Origin of the sequence: Nocardia sp. NPDC050717 (assembly GCF_040654275.1) — a bacterium.
In the GTDB taxonomy this organism is placed as follows: Bacteria; Actinomycetota; Actinomycetes; order Mycobacteriales; family Mycobacteriaceae; genus Nocardia.
Genome location: NZ_JBFAHR010000001.1, coordinates 1,190,866 through 1,210,985, shown reverse-complemented (window position 1 = coordinate 1,210,985; position 20,120 = coordinate 1,190,866). Strand labels below are relative to the sequence as shown.

The following is a 20,120-nucleotide window of genomic DNA, read 5'->3' as shown; positions in this document are numbered from 1 at the left end:
CGTGTGGAGATGGCTGACAAGTCCAAGAAAGCGCCTAAGAAAATGCCCAAGCAGATGTCGCGGCAGCAGCAGCACCAGCGACAGGAGCAGATGGGCGACGAATCGCAAGGCATGACGCGAGCCGGCCAGGAAGATCGGCGTGAACCGCGCCGCCCCAGCCAGCACTGATCTCCGTGTGTCGACGAGCCGCCGGTCCCCCTTCCGGCGGCTCGTCCACGTCAGGAGCCGACGCCGAGCAGCGCGGGGGCCGCGGATTCGGCGTGGGCGCGGCGGGCCGTTGGATCGGGAGTGGGGACCGCGTCGAGGAGTCGGCGGGTGTACTCCTGGGCCGGTGCCGCGAAGACGGTGCCGACCGCACCGGATTCGACGATCCGGCCCTGCCGCAGCACCACGACCCGATCGGCGACCTGATGAACGACGGCCAGATCGTGGCTGATGAACAGGCTGGCGAAGCCGTATTCGGCGCGCAGGTCGGCGAACAGGTCCAGCACCTGCGCTTGGACCGAGACATCGAGCGCGCTGGTCGGTTCGTCGGCCACGAGGAGTCGCGGCGCCAGGGCCAGCGCGCGGGCCAGCGCGACCCGCTGACGTTGCCCGCCGGACAGTTCGCCCGGCCTGCGCTCCGCGTAATCCCTGGGTAGGCGCACCGATTCGAGCAGATCACCCACCTTGGATCGCAGCAGCGACCCCGAGGCGACACGATGCACCGCGAGTGGCTCACCGATGGCGTCGGCGACACTGCGGCGCGGGTCCAGCGACGCGCTCACGTCCTGATGCACGAGCGCGACGTTCTTGCGCAGCGCGCGTACCTCCCGCGCGGACAGTCCGGCGAGCGAAACCCCTTGCAGGGTCACGGTTCCCGAGGTGGCGGGGACGAGGCCCAGGGCGGTGCGCCCCAAGGTGCTCTTGCCCGACCCCGATTCCCCCACCACGCCGAGCACTTCCCGTGGCCCGAGGGTGAGCGAGATGTCGTGCAGTGCGGGGAACGCCGGGGCGCCGTGCCGCCCCGGGTACACCACGGACAGTTCCTCGACGCGCAGGACCTCGCGATACTCGGCCTCGGCAGTTCCGCCACCCTTCTCGGCCACGACGGCGGGCCCATGCGTGATCACCCGCCGCAGTACGCCACGTGCGCGCCCGGGCGCACCTGCGGCGGAGATGCCCGATCCGGCAACGGAATCGGCCTTACCCTCCGCTTTCCCCTCTGCGGACAGGTCGTGCGCGACAGCCGGATCGGCAATTTCGTCTGCAAGGACGGCCGGCTCGAATTCCCCGCCGCCGGCATCAACCCCGTCGGCCGTCCTGCTTCCGACGAGTTCCGTTGAGCTGTGCCCGTTCCGAGCGCCGGATACCGACAGCTCGGTCCCGGGCAGCCGCGGTACCGACGCGAGCAGTGTGCGCGTGTACTCCGCCCCCGGCTCGGCGAACAGCCCGAACACCGACTGCTCCTCCACCACCTGGCCGGCCCGCAACACGACCACCCGATCGGCGATCTCGGCGACCACGCCCAGGTTGTGGGTGATGAACAGGACGGCCGTGCCCCGGTCCCGCTGCAGCGTTCGGAGCAGGTCGAGGATTTCGGCCTGCACCGTCACATCGAGGGCGGTGGTCGGCTCGTCGGCGATGAGCAGGTCCGGATCGCCGGACAGCGCCAGGGCGATGACCACGCGCTGCTTCTGCCCGCCGGACAGCTGGTGCGGATACCAGTCGAGCCGCTGCTCGGGCTCCGGGATATCCACGGCGGCGAGCAGTTCCACCGCGCGTGCGCGCGCCGCCTTCTTGTCGCGGACGCCGTGCGCCCGCAGGGCCTGTACCAGCTGGGTACCGATCTTCTGCACCGGATTCAGCGCGGTCTGCGGCTCCTGGAACACCATGGCCGCCGAGGTGCCACGCACCGCGCGCAGTTCCGCGTCGGTGGCACCGACGATGTCGGTGTCGACCAGCCGGATCGCGCCCGCGGCGGTGGCGGCGGGGGGCAGCAGGCCGAGCACCGAGCGCGCGGTGAGCGACTTGCCCGAGCCGGATTCGCCCACCAGCGCGACGATCTCACCGCGCCGCACCCGCAGGCTCACGCCGTCGACCACGATCCGCTCGCCGAACCGGACGGTCAGCTCGTCGATGTCGAGCACGACGTCGCCGCTCATGTCACTCTCCTTGCCCGGCCCAGTGCCTGGGCGATCAACAGAAATCCGAGGGTGAGGCCTGCGACGACGACCAACGGGCCCACCGCCATCCACGGGTTGGCGTCGAGATTGCCGATGGACTCACCGATCAGCGACCCGAGCGAGGGCTGCGGCGGGCGCACCCCGATGCCGATGAAGCTCATCGCGCCCTCGATGAACACCGCGACCGACAGCGACAGCGCGAACTGCACCCCCAGCGGCTCGAGCACATGCGGCAGCACGTGGCGGCGCAGTGTCCACCAGGTGTCGGCGCCGATCACCTCCGACGCCTCGACGAAGGGCTGTTCACGCACCGCGAGCACGGCCGTGCGGATCTGGCGCCCGAAGATCGGGATCTCGGCGGCGATGATCACGATGACCACCGCGTGCGCGCCCGGCCCGGTGATCGCGGTCAGCGCGATGGCGAAGATCAGCGAGGGGAAGGCCAGGATCAGGTCGAACACGCGCTGCGCGGTGACGTCCGCGAGCGGATGCACGGTCGCCGCGAGTCCGACCAGCGAGCCGATCGCCGCCCCGACCGGCACCGCGAGTACCACGATCACCAGGTCGACCCGGATGCCCGCCAGCACCCTGGACCACACGTCACGGTTGAGGTGGTCGGTGCCGAGCCAGTGGTCGGCGCTCGGGCCGACCAGATTGGCGCCGGGGATCTGGGCCAGCGGATCGTAGGCGCTGAGCACCCCCGCGAGCACGCCGGCCAGGGCGATCACGCTGATGAGCACGACCCCGGCCAGACCCTGCCCCCGACGCAGGGCCGTGAGCGCGTGGGTCGATGTCGTCGGCGGTGCCGCCGCGGCCACCGTCATGATCGTCCTCCGATCCGGATCCGCGGATCCAGCCAGGCGTGGGCGATGTCGGTGACCAGCTGGATCACCACGAACACCACCACCGACAGCAGCAACAGCACCTGCACCAGCGGATAGTCACGCCTGCTGATGCCCTGCTCGATGAGCTGCCCGATGCCGGGCCACACGAACGCCGCCTCCACCAGGACCGCGCCGCCGAGCAGCTGGCCGGTCTGGATGCCGAGCACGGTGAGCATGGTCGGCAGCGCGTTGCGCAGGGCGCCGCGGGTGACGATCTCGCGATGCGAGACGCCCAGCGAACGTGCCGTCAGCACATAGGGTTTGGCCAGTTCGGTGCGCAGCGACTCGGTGAGGAACCTGGTCAGCGCCGCGGCCACCGGCAACGCCAGGCAGATCGCGGGCAGCAGCAGGTACTGCACCGCGATGTCGGGACGCGCGATGAACCCGTCCGGCGGCACGCCACCGGCGGGCAGGACCGGGATCGCCACCGCGAACACCAGGACCAGCAGCGGGCCGACGACGAAGGTCGGCAGCGCGACCGCGACCGTATTGGCCGCGGCGACAACGGTGTTCAGCCACCGGCTCGGCCACAGCACCGAGGCGACCGACACCGCCAGGCTCACCAGCACCGCCAGTAGCAGCGCCGACACGGTGAGGACCAGCGTGTTGGTGAGCCCGCGCCCGACCAGGTCGGTGATCTGCCCGCCGATGATGTAGGAGCGGCCGAGGTCGAGGGTGAACAGGTCGGCGAGCCAGCCCAGGTACTGCACCGGAATCGAGCGGTCCAGCCCGAGCTGGTGCCGGATCGCCGCGATCGACTCCGGTGTCGCGTCGTTGCCCGCCAGGATGGTGGCCGGATCGCCGGGGACCAACCGCAGCAGCAGGAAGATCAGCACCGAGGCCGCGAACAGGATGAGCACCGCCGAGGGAAGCCGGTGCAGCAGATAGCGGGTCATGAGAGGAAGGTTTCGGTGAGGACGGGTTCGCGCCGCTTGGTCCAGCCGAGACCGTGCACCTTGTTCGTCGAGGAGTACTGCTGGAACCGCACGCCGATCTCGATCAGGAACAGTCCCTCCAGCAGCTGGTCGCTGATGGCCTGGTAGGCGCGCACCGCGTCGGGTCCGGTGCTCTGCGGCAGCTTCCAGGCCGCGTCGGCGGCGCCGGTGTAGGCGGGTGAGTCGTAGCGCGAGGCGTTGCGGCGGGCGTTGAACGGGTAGGCGCTCACCGCCAGGGTCGACGGCACGAACTGGGCCCACGAGTGGTCGGTGACCCACAGGCCGCGGAACTGCTGGCCGGTGAGCTGTTTGACGAAGGTCGCGTTGTCGACCGGGTCGAGAACGACCTCGATGCCGATCTCGGCGAGGTTGGCCTGCACGATCTGGGCCACCTCCTCGTGCGCGGTCGCGAAGGTCAGCGGCAGCTTCGGTGGTCTGCCCGCCTGGCCGAGCAGGTCCTTGGCCTTGGCGATGTCGCGGCGGAATCGGGTGTTGCGCGACTCGTCGTAGGCCGGTGAGGTCTTCGGCCACGGCACATTGAGCGGATAGCCCGCGCCACGGAACACCTCGGCGATCACCCGCTCGCGGTCGAGCGCGTAGGCGATGGCCTGGCGCACCCGGACATCGGCCAGCGCGGGTTCGGTGACATTGACACCGACGTACATCTGCAGTTCGGCGCCTTCGAGGTTGTCCACCTGGAAGCCGCCCGATTTGCCCAGGTTCTCGGCGTCGCGGAACGCCAGTTCCCTGGCGACGGCGATCTGTCCCGATTTCAGCGCGTTCAGCAGCGCCTGCGGATCGGGGATGATCGAGACCTCGACCCGGTCCAGATAGGGCCGTTCGGGGATCCGGTACTCGGGGTTGCGCTCGAAGATCAGCTGCGAGTTCGGGATCCGCCGCACGTACTTGAACGGGCCGGTGCCGATGTAGACGTCGCCGGTGCCGAGCTGGTCGATGGACTCGCTGTCGAGAATCGGCACGGTGTCGAGCAGGTCGTAGATGTTGCTCAGCGGGTGTGCCAGCTGGAGCACGATACGGGTGGGCGAGACGATGTCGAAGCCGGTGACGGCGGCGGCCGTACTGCGCAGCTGCGCCGACCATTTCGCGTCGGCGTAGGTGCGGATGGAGAACTCCACGTCCTTGGCGGTGAACTGCCTGCCGGAGTGGAACTTCACGTCGTCGCGCAGGTCCAGCGTGATCGAGCGGCCGTCCGCGGCGAGCTGCCACGCCTTCGCCAGCAGCGGTTGGGGCTCGAGCTTGTCGTTGGGATAGCGGATCAGCGATTCGTAGACCAGGCCGATGACGACCGGGGTCGCCGCGGTATTGGTGAGGATGTTGGCGGGGACGAGATCCTCGCGGATGCCCACCTTCAAGGTGCCGCCGCGCACGGGGGTGGCATCCTGGCCGCCCGCCTTCTGTTCCCCCACCGCGGACGTGCACGCGGCCAGCGCCGCGCCGCCGAAGATGGCGGCCGCGGCGATGCCACCGGCGCGCAGGAAGTTTCGGCGGTCCAGACCGCCGGAGGTGAAACTCATCGTGGGATTCCTCGAAGACACGTCGACCCGCTGGGCGGGCCGATCGGCGCGGCACTCGGCGCGCCGGGGAAAAGGGAGACATCGGCTCGTTCGGCCGCGTACGTCAGCGGACGGACGTCAGCCACGCAGGACGCGACACGAACAGCAGCTGGGCTGGGTCGTGGGCACGGCAGTGACGCTAACAAGGCGCGGCGCGGGGGTCACCGATTCCACGCACCGTGCATATAACCCTGGTGACCAGCGGATATGTCGCCTTTACTGCCGGGCATGCCAGTTCCATCGCACGCTCGCGGTTACGAATCCTTCGGCGGCTCGGTGGGCCGCACCGCCGCCGATTCCACGCCGGAGTGGACCGCACCGCCTGCCGCTCCCGAGGGCGCGCCCAATATCGTCGTCGTCCTCGTCGACGACATGGGTTACAGCGACATCGGCCCGTTCGGCTCCGAGATCGAGACGCCCACACTGGATCGGCTCGCGGCGAGCGGGGTGCGGCTGTCGAACTATCACACGACCCCGCTGTGCTCGCCGTCACGCGCGGCATTACTCACCGGAATCAATTCCCACCGCGCGGGTTTCGGCTTCGTCGCCAATGCCGATCCCGGCTATCCAGGATTGCGGCTGGAACTGGCAGACGATGTGCTCACGCTGCCGGAGATCCTGCGCGCCAACGGATATGCCACGTACGCGGTCGGCAAATGGCATCTCGTGCGCGATGCCACCATGAACCCGGCCGCACATCGCGACTCCTGGCCGACGCAACGCGGATTCGACCGCTACTACGGGTCGCTGGAAGGATTGAATTCCTTCTACTACCCGAATCAGCTCGTCTCCGACAGCTCGGTGGTCGACGTCGAGGAATATCCCGAGGGGTATTACCTGACCGACGATCTCACCGACAAGGCGCTGTCCTACATCAAGGATCTGCGCGCGCACGACGCGACGAAGCCGTTCTTCCTGTATTTCGCGCACGTGGCCATGCACGGTCCGCTCCAGGCCAAGGCGGCGGACCAGGCGAAATATCGCGGGAAGTACGCCGAGGGGTGGGACGAACTGCGCAGGCGGCGCTTCGCCGAACAATTGGCGCAGGGCCTTTTCCCGCCGGGGACCGAACAGAAGCCGCGCAATACCGAGCCCGGTTACGAAGCGGCCGAATGGGATTCGCTGTCCGCCGACGAGCAGCGGCGCTACGCCAAGTATATGGAGGTGTACGCGGGCATGGTCGACAGCATCGACCAGAGCCTGGGCCGCATCGTCGACCTGCTCGACGAGCTCGGCGAACTCGACAACACCATCATCGTGTTCACCTCCGACAACGGCGGCACCGCCGAGGGCGGGCCGGAGGGCACCCGTTCCTATTTCGCCGAGTTCGCGCACATCGACGACCCCGACTGGGTCGGTGACGTACCTCACGACGAGGACCTGATCGGCACCGCCAAGCTGGGCGTGCACTATCCGCGCGGCTGGGGACAGGCATCGAACACGCCCTTCCGCTTCTACAAGGGCCAGACCTTCGCCGGCGGCGTGCGGGTGCCGCTGGTGGTGTCGTGGCCGAAGGGCCTGCCGCGCGGCGAGGGCGACGGCGGGATCAGGCACGAGTACGCCTACGTCACCGATCTGGCGCCGACCCTGCTCGACCTGGCCGGTCTCGAGCGGCCGACGGTCCGTAACGGACTGCCCGCCACGGATTTCGACGGCGTCTCGGCCGCCGAGCTACTGCGCGACCCGGCCGCGCCGACCGCGCACACCGAGCAGTACTCGGAGATGACCGGGCACCGCGGCTATTACCGCGACGGCTGGAAGTTGCTGTCCCTGCACGAACGCGACGCCGACATCGACACCCCGCACTGGCAGCTGTTCGACGTGCGCGCCGACCCCACCGAACTGCACGACCTGTCCGCCGAGTTCCCGGACAAGGCCGCCGAACTCGCCGCGGCCTGGGACGAATCCGCCTGGGCCAACACCGTTTTCCCGTTGCTCACCCGCGCCGACCTGTTCCGCCGGCGACCGGCGGAGGCACGGTTCGCCGCGCCGCTGCGGCTGCTTCCCGGCACACCGACCCTGGAGCGCTACCGCTCGCAACGGCTCATCGCCTATCGCGACTTCGCCATCACCGCCGAGCTCGCCGAGCAGGGCTATCGGAGCGGCGCGGAGGGCGTGCTGGTCGCGCACGGTGACCCGCTCGGCGGCTACCTGCTCTACATCGAGAACGGTGAGGTGGTGCTCGGGGTCAACAGCTACGGGCGATACGACTCGGTGGGGACGCCGCTCCCGGTGGGGACGCGGGAGATCACGGTGCGCGCCACCGTGCGGCCACGGCTGCGCTGGGACTTCGTCATCGAGGTGGACGGCACCCCGCTCGCCGAACTCACCGATCAGGTCCAGCTGGTCGGCATGGCGCCGTGGACCGGCATCTCGGTCGGGGTGGACGCGCGCGGTCCGGTGTCGTGGGAGCTGCGCGAGCGCCGTGGACCGTTCCGCTACTCCGGCGCGCTGCGCGCGGTCACCTACACACCGGGACCGATCCAGGTGCCGACGGCGACCATCGACGCGGTCGAGCGGGAGGCCGAGTTCGTCGCCGAATAGCGAACCCGACGCCGCCACGACCCCGCGAGCACGTCACGCACCCGCGCGAACGCGACGCGGGGTGGCCGGACGAGGGACCGGGGCGCCCGGGCTCGACCAGGTCAGATACCGTTTATCGGCACGATGACGGACAGGCAGTGAGGACATCCATGGACGACAGTTCGCTCACCTGGGACGACGGTGCGCTCGTCACCATCGACCAGCGCGGACTGCCGCACGAGGTGCGTCAGCTGCGCCTCGGCACCGTCGACGAGATCATCGAGGCGATCACGACCCTCGCCATCCGCGGGGCGCCGGCGATCGGCATCGCGGGCGCGTTCGGCGTGGTCATCGCCACCAGGGCGCACACCGCCGCGGGCGAGATCGGGGCCATGCCCGGGGCCGCCACCGACGGCGTGGTCGACGTGGCCGCGGTGCACGCCGAGGCCGACCGCATCGCGGCGGCGCGGCCGACCGCCGTCAACCTGGCCTGGGCCGTCGAGCGGGTCCGGGCGCGGATCGCGGACGGGGCCGACGCGGTGCTGGCCGAGACCTTGGACATGCTCGCCGAGGACGGGCGGGTCAACCTGGCCGCCGCCACGCACGCCGCCGACCTCGTGCAGCGGCTCTGCGGTGCGCGTCCGCTGCGGCTGCTCACCCACTGCAACACCGGACGGCTGGCCACCAGCGCGGTGGGCACCGCGATCGGCGCGCTGCGGGTGCTGCACGAGCGCGGCGCCGTCGCGGACGTGCTCGTCGACGAGACGCGGCCGCTGCTGCAGGGTGCTCGGCTCACCGCGTGGGAGCTGGCCGAGGCCGGGATCCCGCACCGGCTGACCATCGACTCCGCCGCCGCGTGGGCCATGGCGACCGGGCAGGTCGACGCGGTGCTCGTCGGGGCCGACCGGATCACCGCCAACGGCGACGTCGCCAACAAGATCGGCACCTTCGCGCTGGCGCTGGCCGCACGTCATCACGGCATTCCCTTCGTCGTCGTCGCGCCGGAGTCCACTCGCGACACCGGCATGGCCACCGGCGCCCAGATCGTCGTCGAGGAACGCGCGGCGGCCGAAGTGACCGGGTTCGGCGGCGTCGCCACCGCGCCGGCGGGCACCGCCGTGTTCAACCCGGCCTTCGACGTGACCCCGGCGGAGCTCGTCACCGCCGTGGTCACGGAAAACGGTCTGGCCTACCGGAATTCGGACGAGTTCGACGCGAACGGACGGGCGCTCGGCAACGACTCGCCGCGCATCGGCCCACCGGTGGACACCGATCGGCCGCCGGTGACGGACGCCGCACAGCACGCGACTCCCGCGCCGGACCGCGTCACCGACCCGACGCGCGCCGGCAACCGGACGAATTCGGCGTCGACGCACGACGCCGCCCGTACCGAGCAGGGCCGTGCCATCGCCACGATCGCCCGCCAGCTCTACGCGCGCGGCTGGATGCCCGGTACCGCGGGCAACATCTCGGTTCGCCTCGGCGACGACGCGCTGATCACCGCCAGCGGATTGTCCAAAGGGGAACTGCGCGAGGACGACACGGTGCTCGTCACCGTGGCCGACACGACGCCCCTGCCGGGACAGCACCGGAAACCCTCCGCGGAGACCAGCATTCACACCGCCGTGTATCGCACGCGGCCCGCGGGCGCGGTGGTGCACGTGCACTCCCCCTTCGCCACGGCGCTGGCGACCACCGCCGCCGAGCCGGGCGACGCGGTGACACCCCTGCGGATCAGCGGCTACGAACTGCTCAAGGGTTTCGGCCTCGCCGATCCGTCCACGGTGGCGATCCCGGTGTTCCCGAACTGGCCGGAGGTACCGCGCATCGGCGCCGACATCGAGACCTATCTGCGCGAGAACCCCACCGCCCCACCGATTCTGTGCATCGCCGGGCATGGAATCACCACCTGGGGTGACACTCTTGCCCAGGCGCGCGACCGCGCCGAATGCCTGGAAGCCCTGTGCGAGTTGATCACCCGCACCGGTCGCACCGCCGCCACGCCACTCGAGATCGGATAGCTCATGACCCTGCTGCAAGTGATGGCCGCCGCCGACGCCACCGAGGTGCGCGTGCGCACCACCGACACCGCCGAGATCGGCGCCGAACTGGCGAAACACGGTATCGCGTTCTCCCGCTGGGACGTTCTCGACGACGCCGCGGCCACCGACTCCGACACCCTGCTCGCCCACTACGGCCCGCGCATCGCCGAGCTGAACACCGACGGCCGCTACCAGCACATCGACATCGCCCGCATCCATCCCGACGACGACAACCCGGAGTGGCCCGCCACGGCCGCCGGGGCCCGCGCGAAGTTCCTCGACGAGCACCGCCACGCCGAGGACGAGGTCCGCTTCTTCGCCGCCGGCCGTGGCTGCTTCTACCTGCATCTGGGCGACGCCGTACTGGCCACCGTGTGCGAGGCGGGCGACCTGCTGTCGGTGCCCGCGGGCACCCTGCACTGGTTCGACATGGGCACCCGCCCCGACTTCATCGCCATCCGCTTCTTCGAGGAGGCCGACGGCTGGATCGGCGACTTCACCGGCGACAAGATCAGCGCGGGCTTCCCCACCCTCGACGAACTGCTCACCACACCGTGATCCGCGCGATCGTCGTCGACATCGAGGGCACCACCAGCCCCACCGACTCGGTGCGCGAGGACCTCTACGGCTACACCGAAGCGCATCTGCCCGCGTGGCTGCGCACCGACGCCGCCGAAACGGTCCGCGCGCAGACGCGCGACCTGGCCGGTGAGCCGACCGCCGACCCCGCCCGGATCGCCGAGATCCTCACCGGCTGGCTGCGATCGGACGTCAAGGCCGAACCGTTGAAGGCGGCCCAGGGCGCGATCTGCGCCGACGGGTTCCGCGCCGGAGCACTGCACGGCCGCTTCTTCGCCGATGTGGTCCCGGCCCTGACCGCGTGGCACGCGGCCGGGGTGCCGCTCTACATCTATTCCTCGGGATCCGAACGCAACCAACGGGATTGGTTCGCCTTCGCCGAGCAGGGCGACCTGTCAGGCCTGATCACCGACCACTTCGATCTGGTGACCGCGGGCCCCAAACGCGAGCCCGCCTCCTACCGGACGATCGCGGACCGCATCGGCGTCGACGCCGCCGACATCCTGTTCCTCTCCGACCACCCCGACGAACTCGATGCCGCCGTCGCGGCCGGCTGGCACGTCATCGGCCTGCACCGCGCGGGCGAGCCGCATCCGCCGCGCCCGCCGCACCGCTGGGTCGGTTCGTTCGCCGACATCGAGGTCGGCGTCGGCGCGTAGCCGCGGGCCTCAGCTCACCTGGGCGCGCACCGCGCCCAGTTTGCCGCGCTGGACCGTGGCGAAGACGCGGCGGGCGTGGGCGGCGACAGGGCTGGTCGACCAGGGGGCCAGGGTGGTGGTGAACATGAGTTCGCACCAGGACAGGGCGGGGATCTCGCCCGCGGCGAGCGTGGCGATCAGGGACAGTTCGGTGTCGTGCCCGAGCCAGGAGGCCACCAGCCAGGAGGCGTCGAAGCGGCCGAGGAACTCCTCGGCGTCCTCGGGCGGGCCGTGCGGGGTGTCGACGGTGAGGTGGACGACGGCGGCGATCGCGTGCCGCATCTTGGCGTCCAGCCCCACCGCGTCGTGCAGCAGCAGGCCCTCCAGCGCCGAGCGTAGTTCCGTCCAGTGATCGTGTGCGATGTCCGGCATGGCTGGTCTCTCCTGTGATTCGTTCTGCGGGTCGCGGCCACCGGCGATCGAACGCAGCGCGGGGGCGTCGGACGACTCGGCGGCGTCGACGAGGTCGGTGAGCGGGCCCGCGGTCCAGTCGAGCCTGCCGAAGGCCTGGCACCAGTCCAGGGCGGGGTTGTCGTCCGTGACGACGAGATCGAGGGCGAGGCCAGCCATCGATGCCGTGCAGGCCAGCGTGACGGCGTCGAGCCCGTCGTCGCTGACCGACAGGTGCAGGGTTGCCTTCTCGGCGCCCGCGTCCTCGCGGGCCCGGCCGGCCAGCCAGATCGCTCGCCCCGCCGCGCTCATGGCCGCGCAGGCGGCGTCGCCGCGCGGATGGTCGACATCGGCGTCGAGAAAGGGGCCGTACCAGACCGCCCTGCCCTCCGCGCCGCAGACGGCGAATGTGTCGGAAAGGCCGTCGCCGGCGGCCGCGAGCCAGATATGCGCGTCGTTCCCGTAATCGGTCACCCTCATCGGTTCTCCCCGAGATGTGCTGATCGAGCCGTGCGTTCCGGTTTCGATCCAATCGGCCGCGAACACGTCTGTCCATGTTTTGACGCGAATCGTGAGGCCCCCGTGACGTACATACACTCCCCAGTGAATTCACCGAACCGGCGCTCCGGCAAATACGCGTAAACCCCTGTTCCACTTATATGTTTCGAGCATGCCTTTCGTGTATTCGGATTCGGTGAACATCCATTTCCGCACCGGCACCGGCCGCGGTCCGACGGTCCTGCTCGCGCACGGTTTCCTGATGGACGAATCGATGTTCGATCCGATTCGAACGATAGTGGCGCGCAACGATGTCAATGTGGTCGCCTGGGACGCCCGCGGACACGGGCGCACCGGATACGGACGCGATCCGCGGTTCGACTATTGGGATCTGGCCGAGGACGGATTGCGGGTGCTCGACGCGATCGGCGCCGAGACCGCCGTCGTGGGCGGAATGAGCCAGGGCGGCTACGTGGCGCTGCGCATGGCCCTGCTCGCACCGGAACGCGTCCGCGCGCTGGCGCTGCTGAACACCGAAGCGGAGGCGTGCACCCGGGCCGACGCGCTCCGGTACGCCGAATTCTTCGACGGATGGTGCGGCACAGGCGAATTGGTGCCACTGGCGGAGACACTCGCCCCGGATCTGATCGGCGGCGATCGGCCCGACATCTGGCAGTGGTGGATCACCCGCTGGTTGACCCACGACCGCGCGGCGATCCACGCGGCGGCGCGCTGCCTCATCGACCGCGACTCGGTCCTGCCGCGCCTCGGCGAGATCACCGCCCCGGCGCTCGTGCTGCGCGGCGAGCACGATCACAGCAGTACGGCCGAGAAGTGCGCGCGGCTGGCGCGGGGGCTGTCCGGCGCCACGGGGGTGCGCACGGTCGCGGGCGCCGGGCACGGCTGCGCGCTCACGCACCCCGAGGAGGTGGCCGAGGCCCTGCTCGAACTCGTCGCGGCGGGGGCGCCCGAGCTCGCGGCCCCGGTCGCGGCGGCCGGGATCTAGGTGATGGTGTCACCCGAGGGACCGCGAACGCCCAGGTAGAACTGGATGCGACCGGGATAGGCGACGGAATCGAGGCGGAACAGTTGGACGTCGACGGTGTAGTGCTCACCGGTGTGCAGGTCGCACAGCCGCATGGCGGTGTGTTCGCGGCCGTAGACGGTGTCGCCGTCGTCCCAGATCCGCCGGAAGTCGGGGTACTGCGCCAGCTCATCGAGCAGCTCGGCGGACCAGTCCGCACCGCCCTGCTGCCCGATCAGGCCGCGCAGCCAGTGCACGGTCAACGTGGATTCCTTCTCCCACTCGACCATGACCTTGCGCGAGAGGGGATTGCCGAAGAACCAGCGCAGGATGTTGGCGTCCTCGACCAGGCCGGGGAAGGCGTGGTGGTAGGAGTCGTTGCCCGCCAAGATGTTCCAGCGTGTGTCGACGTAGGCGGCGAGGTTGGGCTCCTGCAGGGTCAGCGTCCGGCGCATCTCGTCGTTGATCTCGGCCCGCAGATCCTCGACCGAGGGATTGTCCACGGGGGCCAGCCCGGCCAGATCGAACAGGTGCCTGCGTTCGATGTCGGTCACCGGCTCGATGCGGTCGAGATAACGCACCAGCGCCTCGACGACGACCTGCGTCGGACGTTCCCGATCACCGCTCTCCAGGTGGGTGATGTAGCTGGAGCTGACCCCGGCCGCGAAGGCCAGCTTCTCCCGCGAAATCCGGCGATCATCGCGCAGCCGACGCAGCAACCCGCCCAGTGTCGGCGGCTTCGGCGACCCTTCCGGACCATCGGTCGTTGACTTCGATAGCACCGCAACCCTCCCTGTCTGCACGGCACCATCCTCGTGCAGGCTCAAACCTCGAACCATTCGCCGAACGGGAAAGTTGCCGTTTCTTTATATTGACGCGACAAGCACGCGAGAGTTACCGCTCGGCAACCTCGCCGGTCGTCGCGCAGCGACGGCGGCGCAGATGTGCGGGCCATCACATTCGCGCTGTTCAGCGGGCCCACCGGATGTGTAAACAAATGTAAACCGCCCGAGAAGCGGCGGTTTCGTAAGCATCACCGTCGCGGCCTCGAGGCGCCCCGCGCCGAGGCCGTCGCGCCTGTTCGGATCGCATTCACCCTGGTCGGCCCCGATTCGCCCGGACCGGCCCGGCGCGGGCCCGTGACCACGAGATTTCGCCGACCTCACAGCTCACCACGGTGCCCACGAGGGTGTGAAAAGTTTGTTTTGCCGCAGCCCGGCGCCTCCTTACAGTTGCCGCTAACAGCCCGAATGCACAGCTCGAAGGGGGCGTCGTGGTTAATTCGCGCACTCATGGTCCGTCGCCCACCGATTTCGGCGACACCCTGCTGAATGTCGGAAAGTACTTTCAGCGTGGCGAGGTCTCGCCCGACCACCGGTCGGTGTACAAGGTCGGCGGCCGCGACGCCGACGCCTTTTACCGGGACCGGTGGTCCCACGACAAAGTGGTGCGCTCGACCCACGGCGTGAACTGCACCGGTTCGTGCTCCTGGAAGATCTACGTCAAGGACGGCGTGATCACCTGGGAATCGCAGCAGACCGATTATCCGTCGGTGGGCTCGGACAAGCCGGAGTACGAACCGCGCGGCTGCCCGCGCGGCGCGTCGTTCTCCTGGTACACCTACTCCCCCGCCCGGGTGCGCTACCCGTATGTGCGCGGCACCCTGCTCGAGCTGTACCGCGAGGCCAAGGCGAAGCTCAAGGACCCGGTGCTGGCCTGGGAGTCGATCGTCGAGGACCCGGTCAAGGCCAAGGCGTACAAGCGGGCCCGCGGCAAGGGCGGATTCGTCCGGGCCGAGTGGTGGGAGGCGGCCGAGATCGCAGCCGCCGCGCACGTGTACACGATCAAGCAGTACGGCCCCGACCGCGTGGCGGGCTTCTCGCCGATTCCGGCCATGTCGATGGTCAGCCATGCCACCGGCGCCCGGTTCGTCTCGCTGATCGGCGGCTACATGCTGTCGTTCTACGACTGGTACGCCGACCTGCCGGTGGCCTCGCCGCAGGTCTTCGGCGATCAGACCGACGTGCCGGAATCGGCCGACTGGTTCGACGCGGGCTACCTGATCATGTGGGGCTCCAACGTCCCGGTGACGCGCACCCCCGACGCGCACTACATGACCGAGGCCCGCTATCGCGGCCAGAAGGTCGTGGTGGTCTCTCCCGACTACGCCGACAACACCAAGTTCGCCGACGAGTGGGTGGCGGCGCGTCCCGGCACCGACGCGGCGCTGGCGATGGCCATGGGCCACGTGGTGCTCAAGGAGTTCTTCCTCGAGAAGCAGACTCCGATGTTCCTCGACTACATCAAGAAGTTCACCGACCTGCCGTTCCTGATCCGCCTCGACGACCCGGTGGATCAGGGCGGCGCCCTGCCCGGCAAGTTCCTCACCGCGGCCGATCTCGGCCAGACCGGCGAAGGCGTCGAGCACAAGCCGGTGCTGCTGGACCAGGCCGGTAACCCGGTGGTGCCCAACGGTTCTCTCGGCCACCGTTTCGGCGAGGACGGCACGGGCAAGTGGAACCTCGACCTCGAGGGCGTCGACCCCCTGCTGACCCTGCTCGGTCATACCGGCGACGCCCCCGCCGAGATCGCGCTGCCGCGCTTCGACACCGACACCGCCGCGACGATCCGCCGCGGCGTGCCGACCAAGATCGTCGCGGGCCACCGCGTCACCACCGTGTTCGACCTGCTGCTCGCCCAGTACGGCCTCGGCCGTGACGGTCTGCCCGGCGAGTGGGCCACGGGCTACGACGACGCCGACTCGCCCTACACCCCGGCCTGGCAGGAGACCATCACCGGCGTGCCCGCCGTGCAGGCCGCGCGCATCGGCCGCGAGTTCGCCGACAACGCCGAACGTTCCGGCGGCCGCTCGATGATCCTGATGGGCGCGGGCACCAACCACTGGTTCCACTCCGACCAGATCTACCGTGCCTTCTTCACGCTGACGCTGCTGACCGGCTGTCAGGGCAAGAACGGCGGCGGCTGGGCCCACTACGTCGGCCAGGAGAAGTGCCGCCCCGTCACCGGCTGGGCCACACTGGCTTCGGCGTCGGACTGGCAGCGCCCGCCGCGCCAGATGCAGGGCACCGTGTTCTGGTACCTGACCAACGACCAGTGGCGCTACGACCCCTTCACCTCCGACGCGTTCGCCTCCCCGCTGGGCAAGGGCACGTTCGCCGGCCGCACCGCCGCCGACAACATCGCCCTGGCCAGCAGGCTGGGCTGGATGCCGAGCTACCCGACGTTCAACCGCAACCCACTCGACCTCAGCGACGAGGCGGCGGCGGCGGGTGTGACGCCCGCCGAACACGTGGTCGCGCAGCTGAAGTCGGGCGAGATGCGCTTCGCCTGCGAGGACCCCGACGCCCCGGAGAACTTCCCGCGCTTGCTCACCGTCTGGCGGGCGAATCTGCTCGGTTCCTCCGGCAAGGGCAACGAGTACTTCCAGAAGCACCTGCTCGGCTGCGGCTCCAACCTGCAGACCACCGACGCCACCGGGGTGCGCCCGCAGGAGCTGGAATGGCGCGAGGAGGGCGCCGAGGGCAAGCTGGATCTGCTGCTGGCGCTGGACTTCCGGATGACCAGCACCACCCTGTTCGCCGACATCGTGCTGCCCGCCGCCACCTGGTACGAGAAGCACGACCTGTCCTCCACCGACATGCACCCGTTCGTGCACGCCTTCTCCCCCGCCATCTCCCCGCCGTGGGAGGCCAAGACCGACTTCGAGGCGTTCCACCGGATCGCCCGCGGGTTCTCCTGGCTGGCCGAGAAGCACCTCGGCACCCGCAAGGACATCGTCGCGGTGCCGTTGCAACACGACTCCCCCGACGCACTGGCCCAGGCAGGCGGCAAGGTGCTCGACTGGAAAGCCGGTGAGTGCGAGCCGATCCCGGGCAAGACCATGCCCAAGATCGTCGAGATCGAACGCGACTACACCAAGATCGCGGAGAAGCTCGCCGCGCTCGGTCCGCTGGTCGACACGCTCGGCGTGACCACCAAGGGCATCACCACCCACCCCGACGCCGAGGTCGAATACCTGGCCGGGCAGAACGGCACCATCGTCTCCGGGATCGCGGCGGGGCGGCCGTCGCTGGCCAAGGACACCCACGCCGCCGAAGCCATCCTCGCGCTCTCGGGCACCACCAACGGCCGCCTCGCGGTCGAGGGCTTCGAGGCGCTGGAACGGCGCACCGGCACCGAACTGGCCGACCTCGCCAAAGAAGCCGAAGGCAAACGGATCTCGTTCGCCGACACCCAGGCCAGGCCGGTGCCGGTGATCACCTCGCCGGAGTGGTCGGGCAGTGAGAGCGGCGGGCGCCGGTACTCGCCGTTCACGATCAATGTCGAGCGGCTCAAGCCGTGGCACACCCTCACCGGGCGTCAGCACTTCTACCTCGACCACGACTGGATGATCGAGCTCGGCGAGCAGCTGCCGATCTTCCGGCCGCCGCTGGACATGACCGCCCTGTTCGCCGAGCCGAGCATCGGCAATGTGAGCGGCAGCGGCGTCACCGTGCGGTATCTGACCCCGCACTCGAAGTGGTCGATCCACTCCGCCTACCAGGACAACCTGCACATGCTGACGCTCTCGCGCGGCGGTCAGACGATCTGGATGTCGGACCGCGACGCGGCCAAGATCGGTGTCGCGGACAACGATTGGATCGAGGCGGTCAACCGCAACGGCATCGTCGTGGCCCGCGCGATCGTCTCGCACCGCATGCCGGAGGGCACGGTGTTCATGTACCACGCGCAGGACCGCGCCGTGGACGTGCCGCGCATCGAGGGCACCGAGACCACGACCAAGGAATCCAAGGGCAAGCGCGGCGGTATCCACAACGCGCTGACCCGGGTGCTGATCAAGCCGTCGCACCTGATCGGCGGCTACGCCCAGCAGTCCTTCGCCCTGAACTACCACGGCCCCACCGGAAACCAGCGTGACGAAGTGACGACGATCCGTCGCCGTAACCAGAACGTGGAGTACTGACATGCGCGTAATGGCTCAGCTCGCCATGGTCATGAACCTGGACAAGTGCATCGGCTGCCACACCTGCTCGGTGACCTGCAAGCAGGCGTGGACCAACCGCGGTGGCACCGAGTACGTCTGGTTCAACAATGTGGAAACCCGGCCGGGACAGGGTTATCCGCGCCAGTACCAGGACCAGGAGAAGTGGAAGGGCGGCTGGACGCTCAACAAGCGTGGCAAGCTGTCGCTGAAGTCGGGCTCGCGGTTCAAGCGCCTGATGAACATCTTCGCCAACCCTGATCTGCCCACGGTCGAGGACTACTACGAGCCGTGGAGCTACGACTACGGCAACCTGCTGGCCTCCCCGCCCACCGACACCACCCCGGTCGCGCGGCCGAAGTCGCTGATCACCGGCGAGGACACCAAGGTCACCTGGGGCGCGAACTGGGACGACGACCTGGGCTCCGGTCCCGAAGCGGTCGGCAAAGACCCCTTGCTCGGCAAGCTCGAGGACAAGGTGAAACTGGAGTTCGAAGAGACCTTCATGTTCTACCTGCCGCGCATCTGCGAGCACTGCCTGAACCCCTCGTGCGCCGCGTCGTGCCCCTCGGGCGCGATCTACAAGCGCGAGGAGGACGGCATCGTCCTGGTCGACCAGGACAAGTGCCGCGGCTGGCGCCAGTGCATCACCGGCTGCCCGTACAAGAAGATCTACTTCAACCATAAGACGGGCAAGGCGGAGAAGTGCACCTTCTGCTACCCGCGCGTGGAGGTCGGCATCCCGACCGTGTGCTCGGAGACCTGTGTCGGGCGGCTGCGCTACATCGGCGTGATGCTCTACGACGCCGACGCGGTGCTCGAGGCGGCCTCGGTGAAGGACGACAAGGACCTGTACCCCTCGCAGCTCGGCGTGTTCCTGAACCCGCACGACCCCCGGGTGATCGCCGAGGCCGAGAAGGCGGGCATCTCACCGGAATGGATTCAGGCCGCGCAGGATTCGCCGGTCTACAAGCTGATCGTGGACTACCAGCTGGCGCTGCCGCTGCATCCGGAATACCGCACCATGCCGATGGTCTGGTACGTGCCGCCGCTCTCGCCCGTGGTGGACGTGCTCAGCGAGACCGGCCACGACGGTGAGGACGCGGGCAATCTGTTCGGCGCCATCGACGCGCTGCGCATCCCGATCGAGTACCTGGCCGAGCTGTTCACGGCCGGGGAGATCGGGCCGGTGCGCGCCTCGCTGCAGCGCCTGGCCGGCATGCGGGCGTTCATGCGCTCGGTGAACCTCGGCGAGGAACCCGAGCCCGGCATCGCGCCCTCGATCGGGCTCGAGCCGGAGGAGATCGAGGCCATGTACCGGCTGCTCGCCATCGCGAAGTACGAGCACCGCTACGTGATCCCGTCCGGCGCGACTTCCCGTGCGCACGAGCTGGATTCGCTGGCCACCGGCTGCTCGCTCGACACCGACGGCGGCCCCGGCATGACCGCCTTCGACCAGGTGGTGGAGAAGTTCTCCCTCGCCGACACCAATCAGGCCGCGCCGGAAGAGAAGTCGGGGCGGATCAACCTGCTCAACTGGGACGGGCGGTCCACGAACGGACTCGTCCCGGCCGGCAACGGACATGGCAACGGCCACAACGGCAACGGCGCCGGGCCCGGTGGTGGCGGCAACGGCGCCGCCACCACCGATGCCACCGTCAGCGGAGTCGCGCAGTGACCGCGGGTCCGCCGGTCGGCCCTGCGCCCTGTCACCACGACCGGTCCGATCGCCGCGCGGTCGACGCGCTCCTCGCGGCGTACCGGCGCACCCGCGACGAGGAACCCGATGTCCGCGCGCGAGGTGAG

14 protein-coding genes are annotated in these 20,120 nt (G+C 69.3%); 8 read left to right on the top strand and 6 right to left on the bottom strand.

Going from position 1 to position 20,120, the window contains the following annotated elements; translation table 11 throughout:
• Window positions 1-9 precede the first annotated feature (9 nt).
• Window positions 10-168 carry a hypothetical protein gene (locus AB0H56_RS05725; protein ID WP_357157624.1) on the top strand — a complete coding sequence of 53 codons (159 nt, stop codon included), beginning with the start codon at window positions 10-12 and terminating at the stop codon, window positions 166-168.
• A gap of 50 nt (window positions 169-218) precedes the next feature.
• On the opposite strand, the gene AB0H56_RS05720 is transcribed toward AB0H56_RS05725, so the two are convergent.
• Genes AB0H56_RS05720 through AB0H56_RS05705 form a run of 4 tightly spaced genes read right to left on the bottom strand, consistent with a single transcriptional unit; the run spans window position 219 to window position 5,519 of the window.
• Window positions 219-2,144 carry an ABC transporter ATP-binding protein gene (locus tag AB0H56_RS05720; RefSeq protein WP_357157621.1) on the bottom strand — a complete coding sequence of 642 codons (1,926 nt, stop codon included), beginning with the start codon at window positions 2,142-2,144 and terminating at the stop codon, window positions 219-221.
• Entirely contained in the window at window positions 2,141-2,989 is an 849-nt protein-coding gene (locus AB0H56_RS05715) for an ABC transporter permease (RefSeq protein WP_357157618.1), read from the bottom strand. The genes AB0H56_RS05720 and AB0H56_RS05715 overlap by 4 nt, the downstream gene beginning before the upstream one ends.
• Complete coding sequence (locus AB0H56_RS05710; protein WP_357157615.1) at window positions 2,986-3,945, bottom strand: ABC transporter permease; 960 nt, start codon at window positions 3,943-3,945, stop codon at window positions 2,986-2,988. Before AB0H56_RS05710 ends, AB0H56_RS05715 begins: the two co-directional genes overlap by 4 nt.
• Complete coding sequence (locus AB0H56_RS05705) at window positions 3,942-5,519, bottom strand: ABC transporter substrate-binding protein (protein ID WP_357157612.1); 1,578 nt, start codon at window positions 5,517-5,519, stop codon at window positions 3,942-3,944. Before AB0H56_RS05705 ends, AB0H56_RS05710 begins: the two co-directional genes overlap by 4 nt.
• Before the next feature lie 267 nt (window positions 5,520-5,786).
• Here AB0H56_RS05705 and AB0H56_RS05700 point away from each other — a divergent pair, with 267 nt between their 5' ends.
• The 4 genes from AB0H56_RS05700 (at window position 5,787) to mtnC (ending at window position 11,361) form a co-directional block, all read left to right on the top strand.
• Window positions 5,787-8,102: an arylsulfatase gene (locus tag AB0H56_RS05700; protein ID WP_357157609.1), complete on the top strand. Its 2,316-nt coding sequence runs from the start codon at window positions 5,787-5,789 to the stop codon at window positions 8,100-8,102.
• 149 nt (window positions 8,103-8,251) lie between these two features.
• A complete protein-coding gene (gene mtnA / locus AB0H56_RS05695; protein WP_357157607.1) occupies window positions 8,252-10,102 on the top strand; it encodes an S-methyl-5-thioribose-1-phosphate isomerase in 1,851 nt (616 codons plus the stop codon).
• Between the two features lie 3 nt (window positions 10,103-10,105).
• A complete protein-coding gene (locus AB0H56_RS05690) occupies window positions 10,106-10,681 on the top strand; it encodes a cupin (protein WP_357157605.1) in 576 nt (191 codons plus the stop codon).
• Window positions 10,678-11,361: an acireductone synthase gene (mtnC, locus tag AB0H56_RS05685; protein ID WP_357157602.1), complete on the top strand. Its 684-nt coding sequence runs from the start codon at window positions 10,678-10,680 to the stop codon at window positions 11,359-11,361. The genes AB0H56_RS05690 and mtnC overlap by 4 nt, the downstream gene beginning before the upstream one ends.
• A gap of 9 nt (window positions 11,362-11,370) precedes the next feature.
• Here the strand turns inward: mtnC and AB0H56_RS05680 are convergent, their stop codons facing one another.
• Window positions 11,371-12,270 carry a hypothetical protein gene (locus tag AB0H56_RS05680; RefSeq protein WP_357157599.1) on the bottom strand — a complete coding sequence of 300 codons (900 nt, stop codon included), beginning with the start codon at window positions 12,268-12,270 and terminating at the stop codon, window positions 11,371-11,373.
• A gap of 190 nt (window positions 12,271-12,460) precedes the next feature.
• On the opposite strand from AB0H56_RS05680, the gene AB0H56_RS05675 reads away from it, so the two are divergent.
• The gene (locus AB0H56_RS05675) at window positions 12,461-13,294 is read left to right on the top strand and encodes an alpha/beta hydrolase (protein WP_357157596.1); all 834 of its coding nucleotides are present in this window, start codon (window positions 12,461-12,463) and stop codon (window positions 13,292-13,294) included.
• On the opposite strand, the gene AB0H56_RS05670 is transcribed toward AB0H56_RS05675, so the two are convergent.
• Window positions 13,291-14,031 carry a helix-turn-helix transcriptional regulator gene (locus AB0H56_RS05670; protein WP_357157593.1) on the bottom strand — a complete coding sequence of 247 codons (741 nt, stop codon included), beginning with the start codon at window positions 14,029-14,031 and terminating at the stop codon, window positions 13,291-13,293. The two genes, AB0H56_RS05675 and AB0H56_RS05670, sit on opposite strands and share 4 nt — an antisense overlap.
• A 554-nt stretch (window positions 14,032-14,585) precedes the next feature.
• Here AB0H56_RS05670 and AB0H56_RS05665 point away from each other — a divergent pair.
• Together AB0H56_RS05665 and narH are read left to right on the top strand one after the other, a co-directional pair.
• Complete coding sequence (locus AB0H56_RS05665; protein WP_357157590.1) at window positions 14,586-18,296, top strand: nitrate reductase subunit alpha; 3,711 nt, start codon at window positions 14,586-14,588, stop codon at window positions 18,294-18,296.
• 10 nt (window positions 18,297-18,306) lie between these two features.
• Window positions 18,307-19,992, top strand: a complete 1,686-nt coding sequence (gene narH, locus AB0H56_RS05660; protein WP_357157912.1) for a nitrate reductase subunit beta — start codon at window positions 18,307-18,309, stop codon at window positions 19,990-19,992.
• Window positions 19,993-20,120 lie beyond the last annotated feature (128 nt).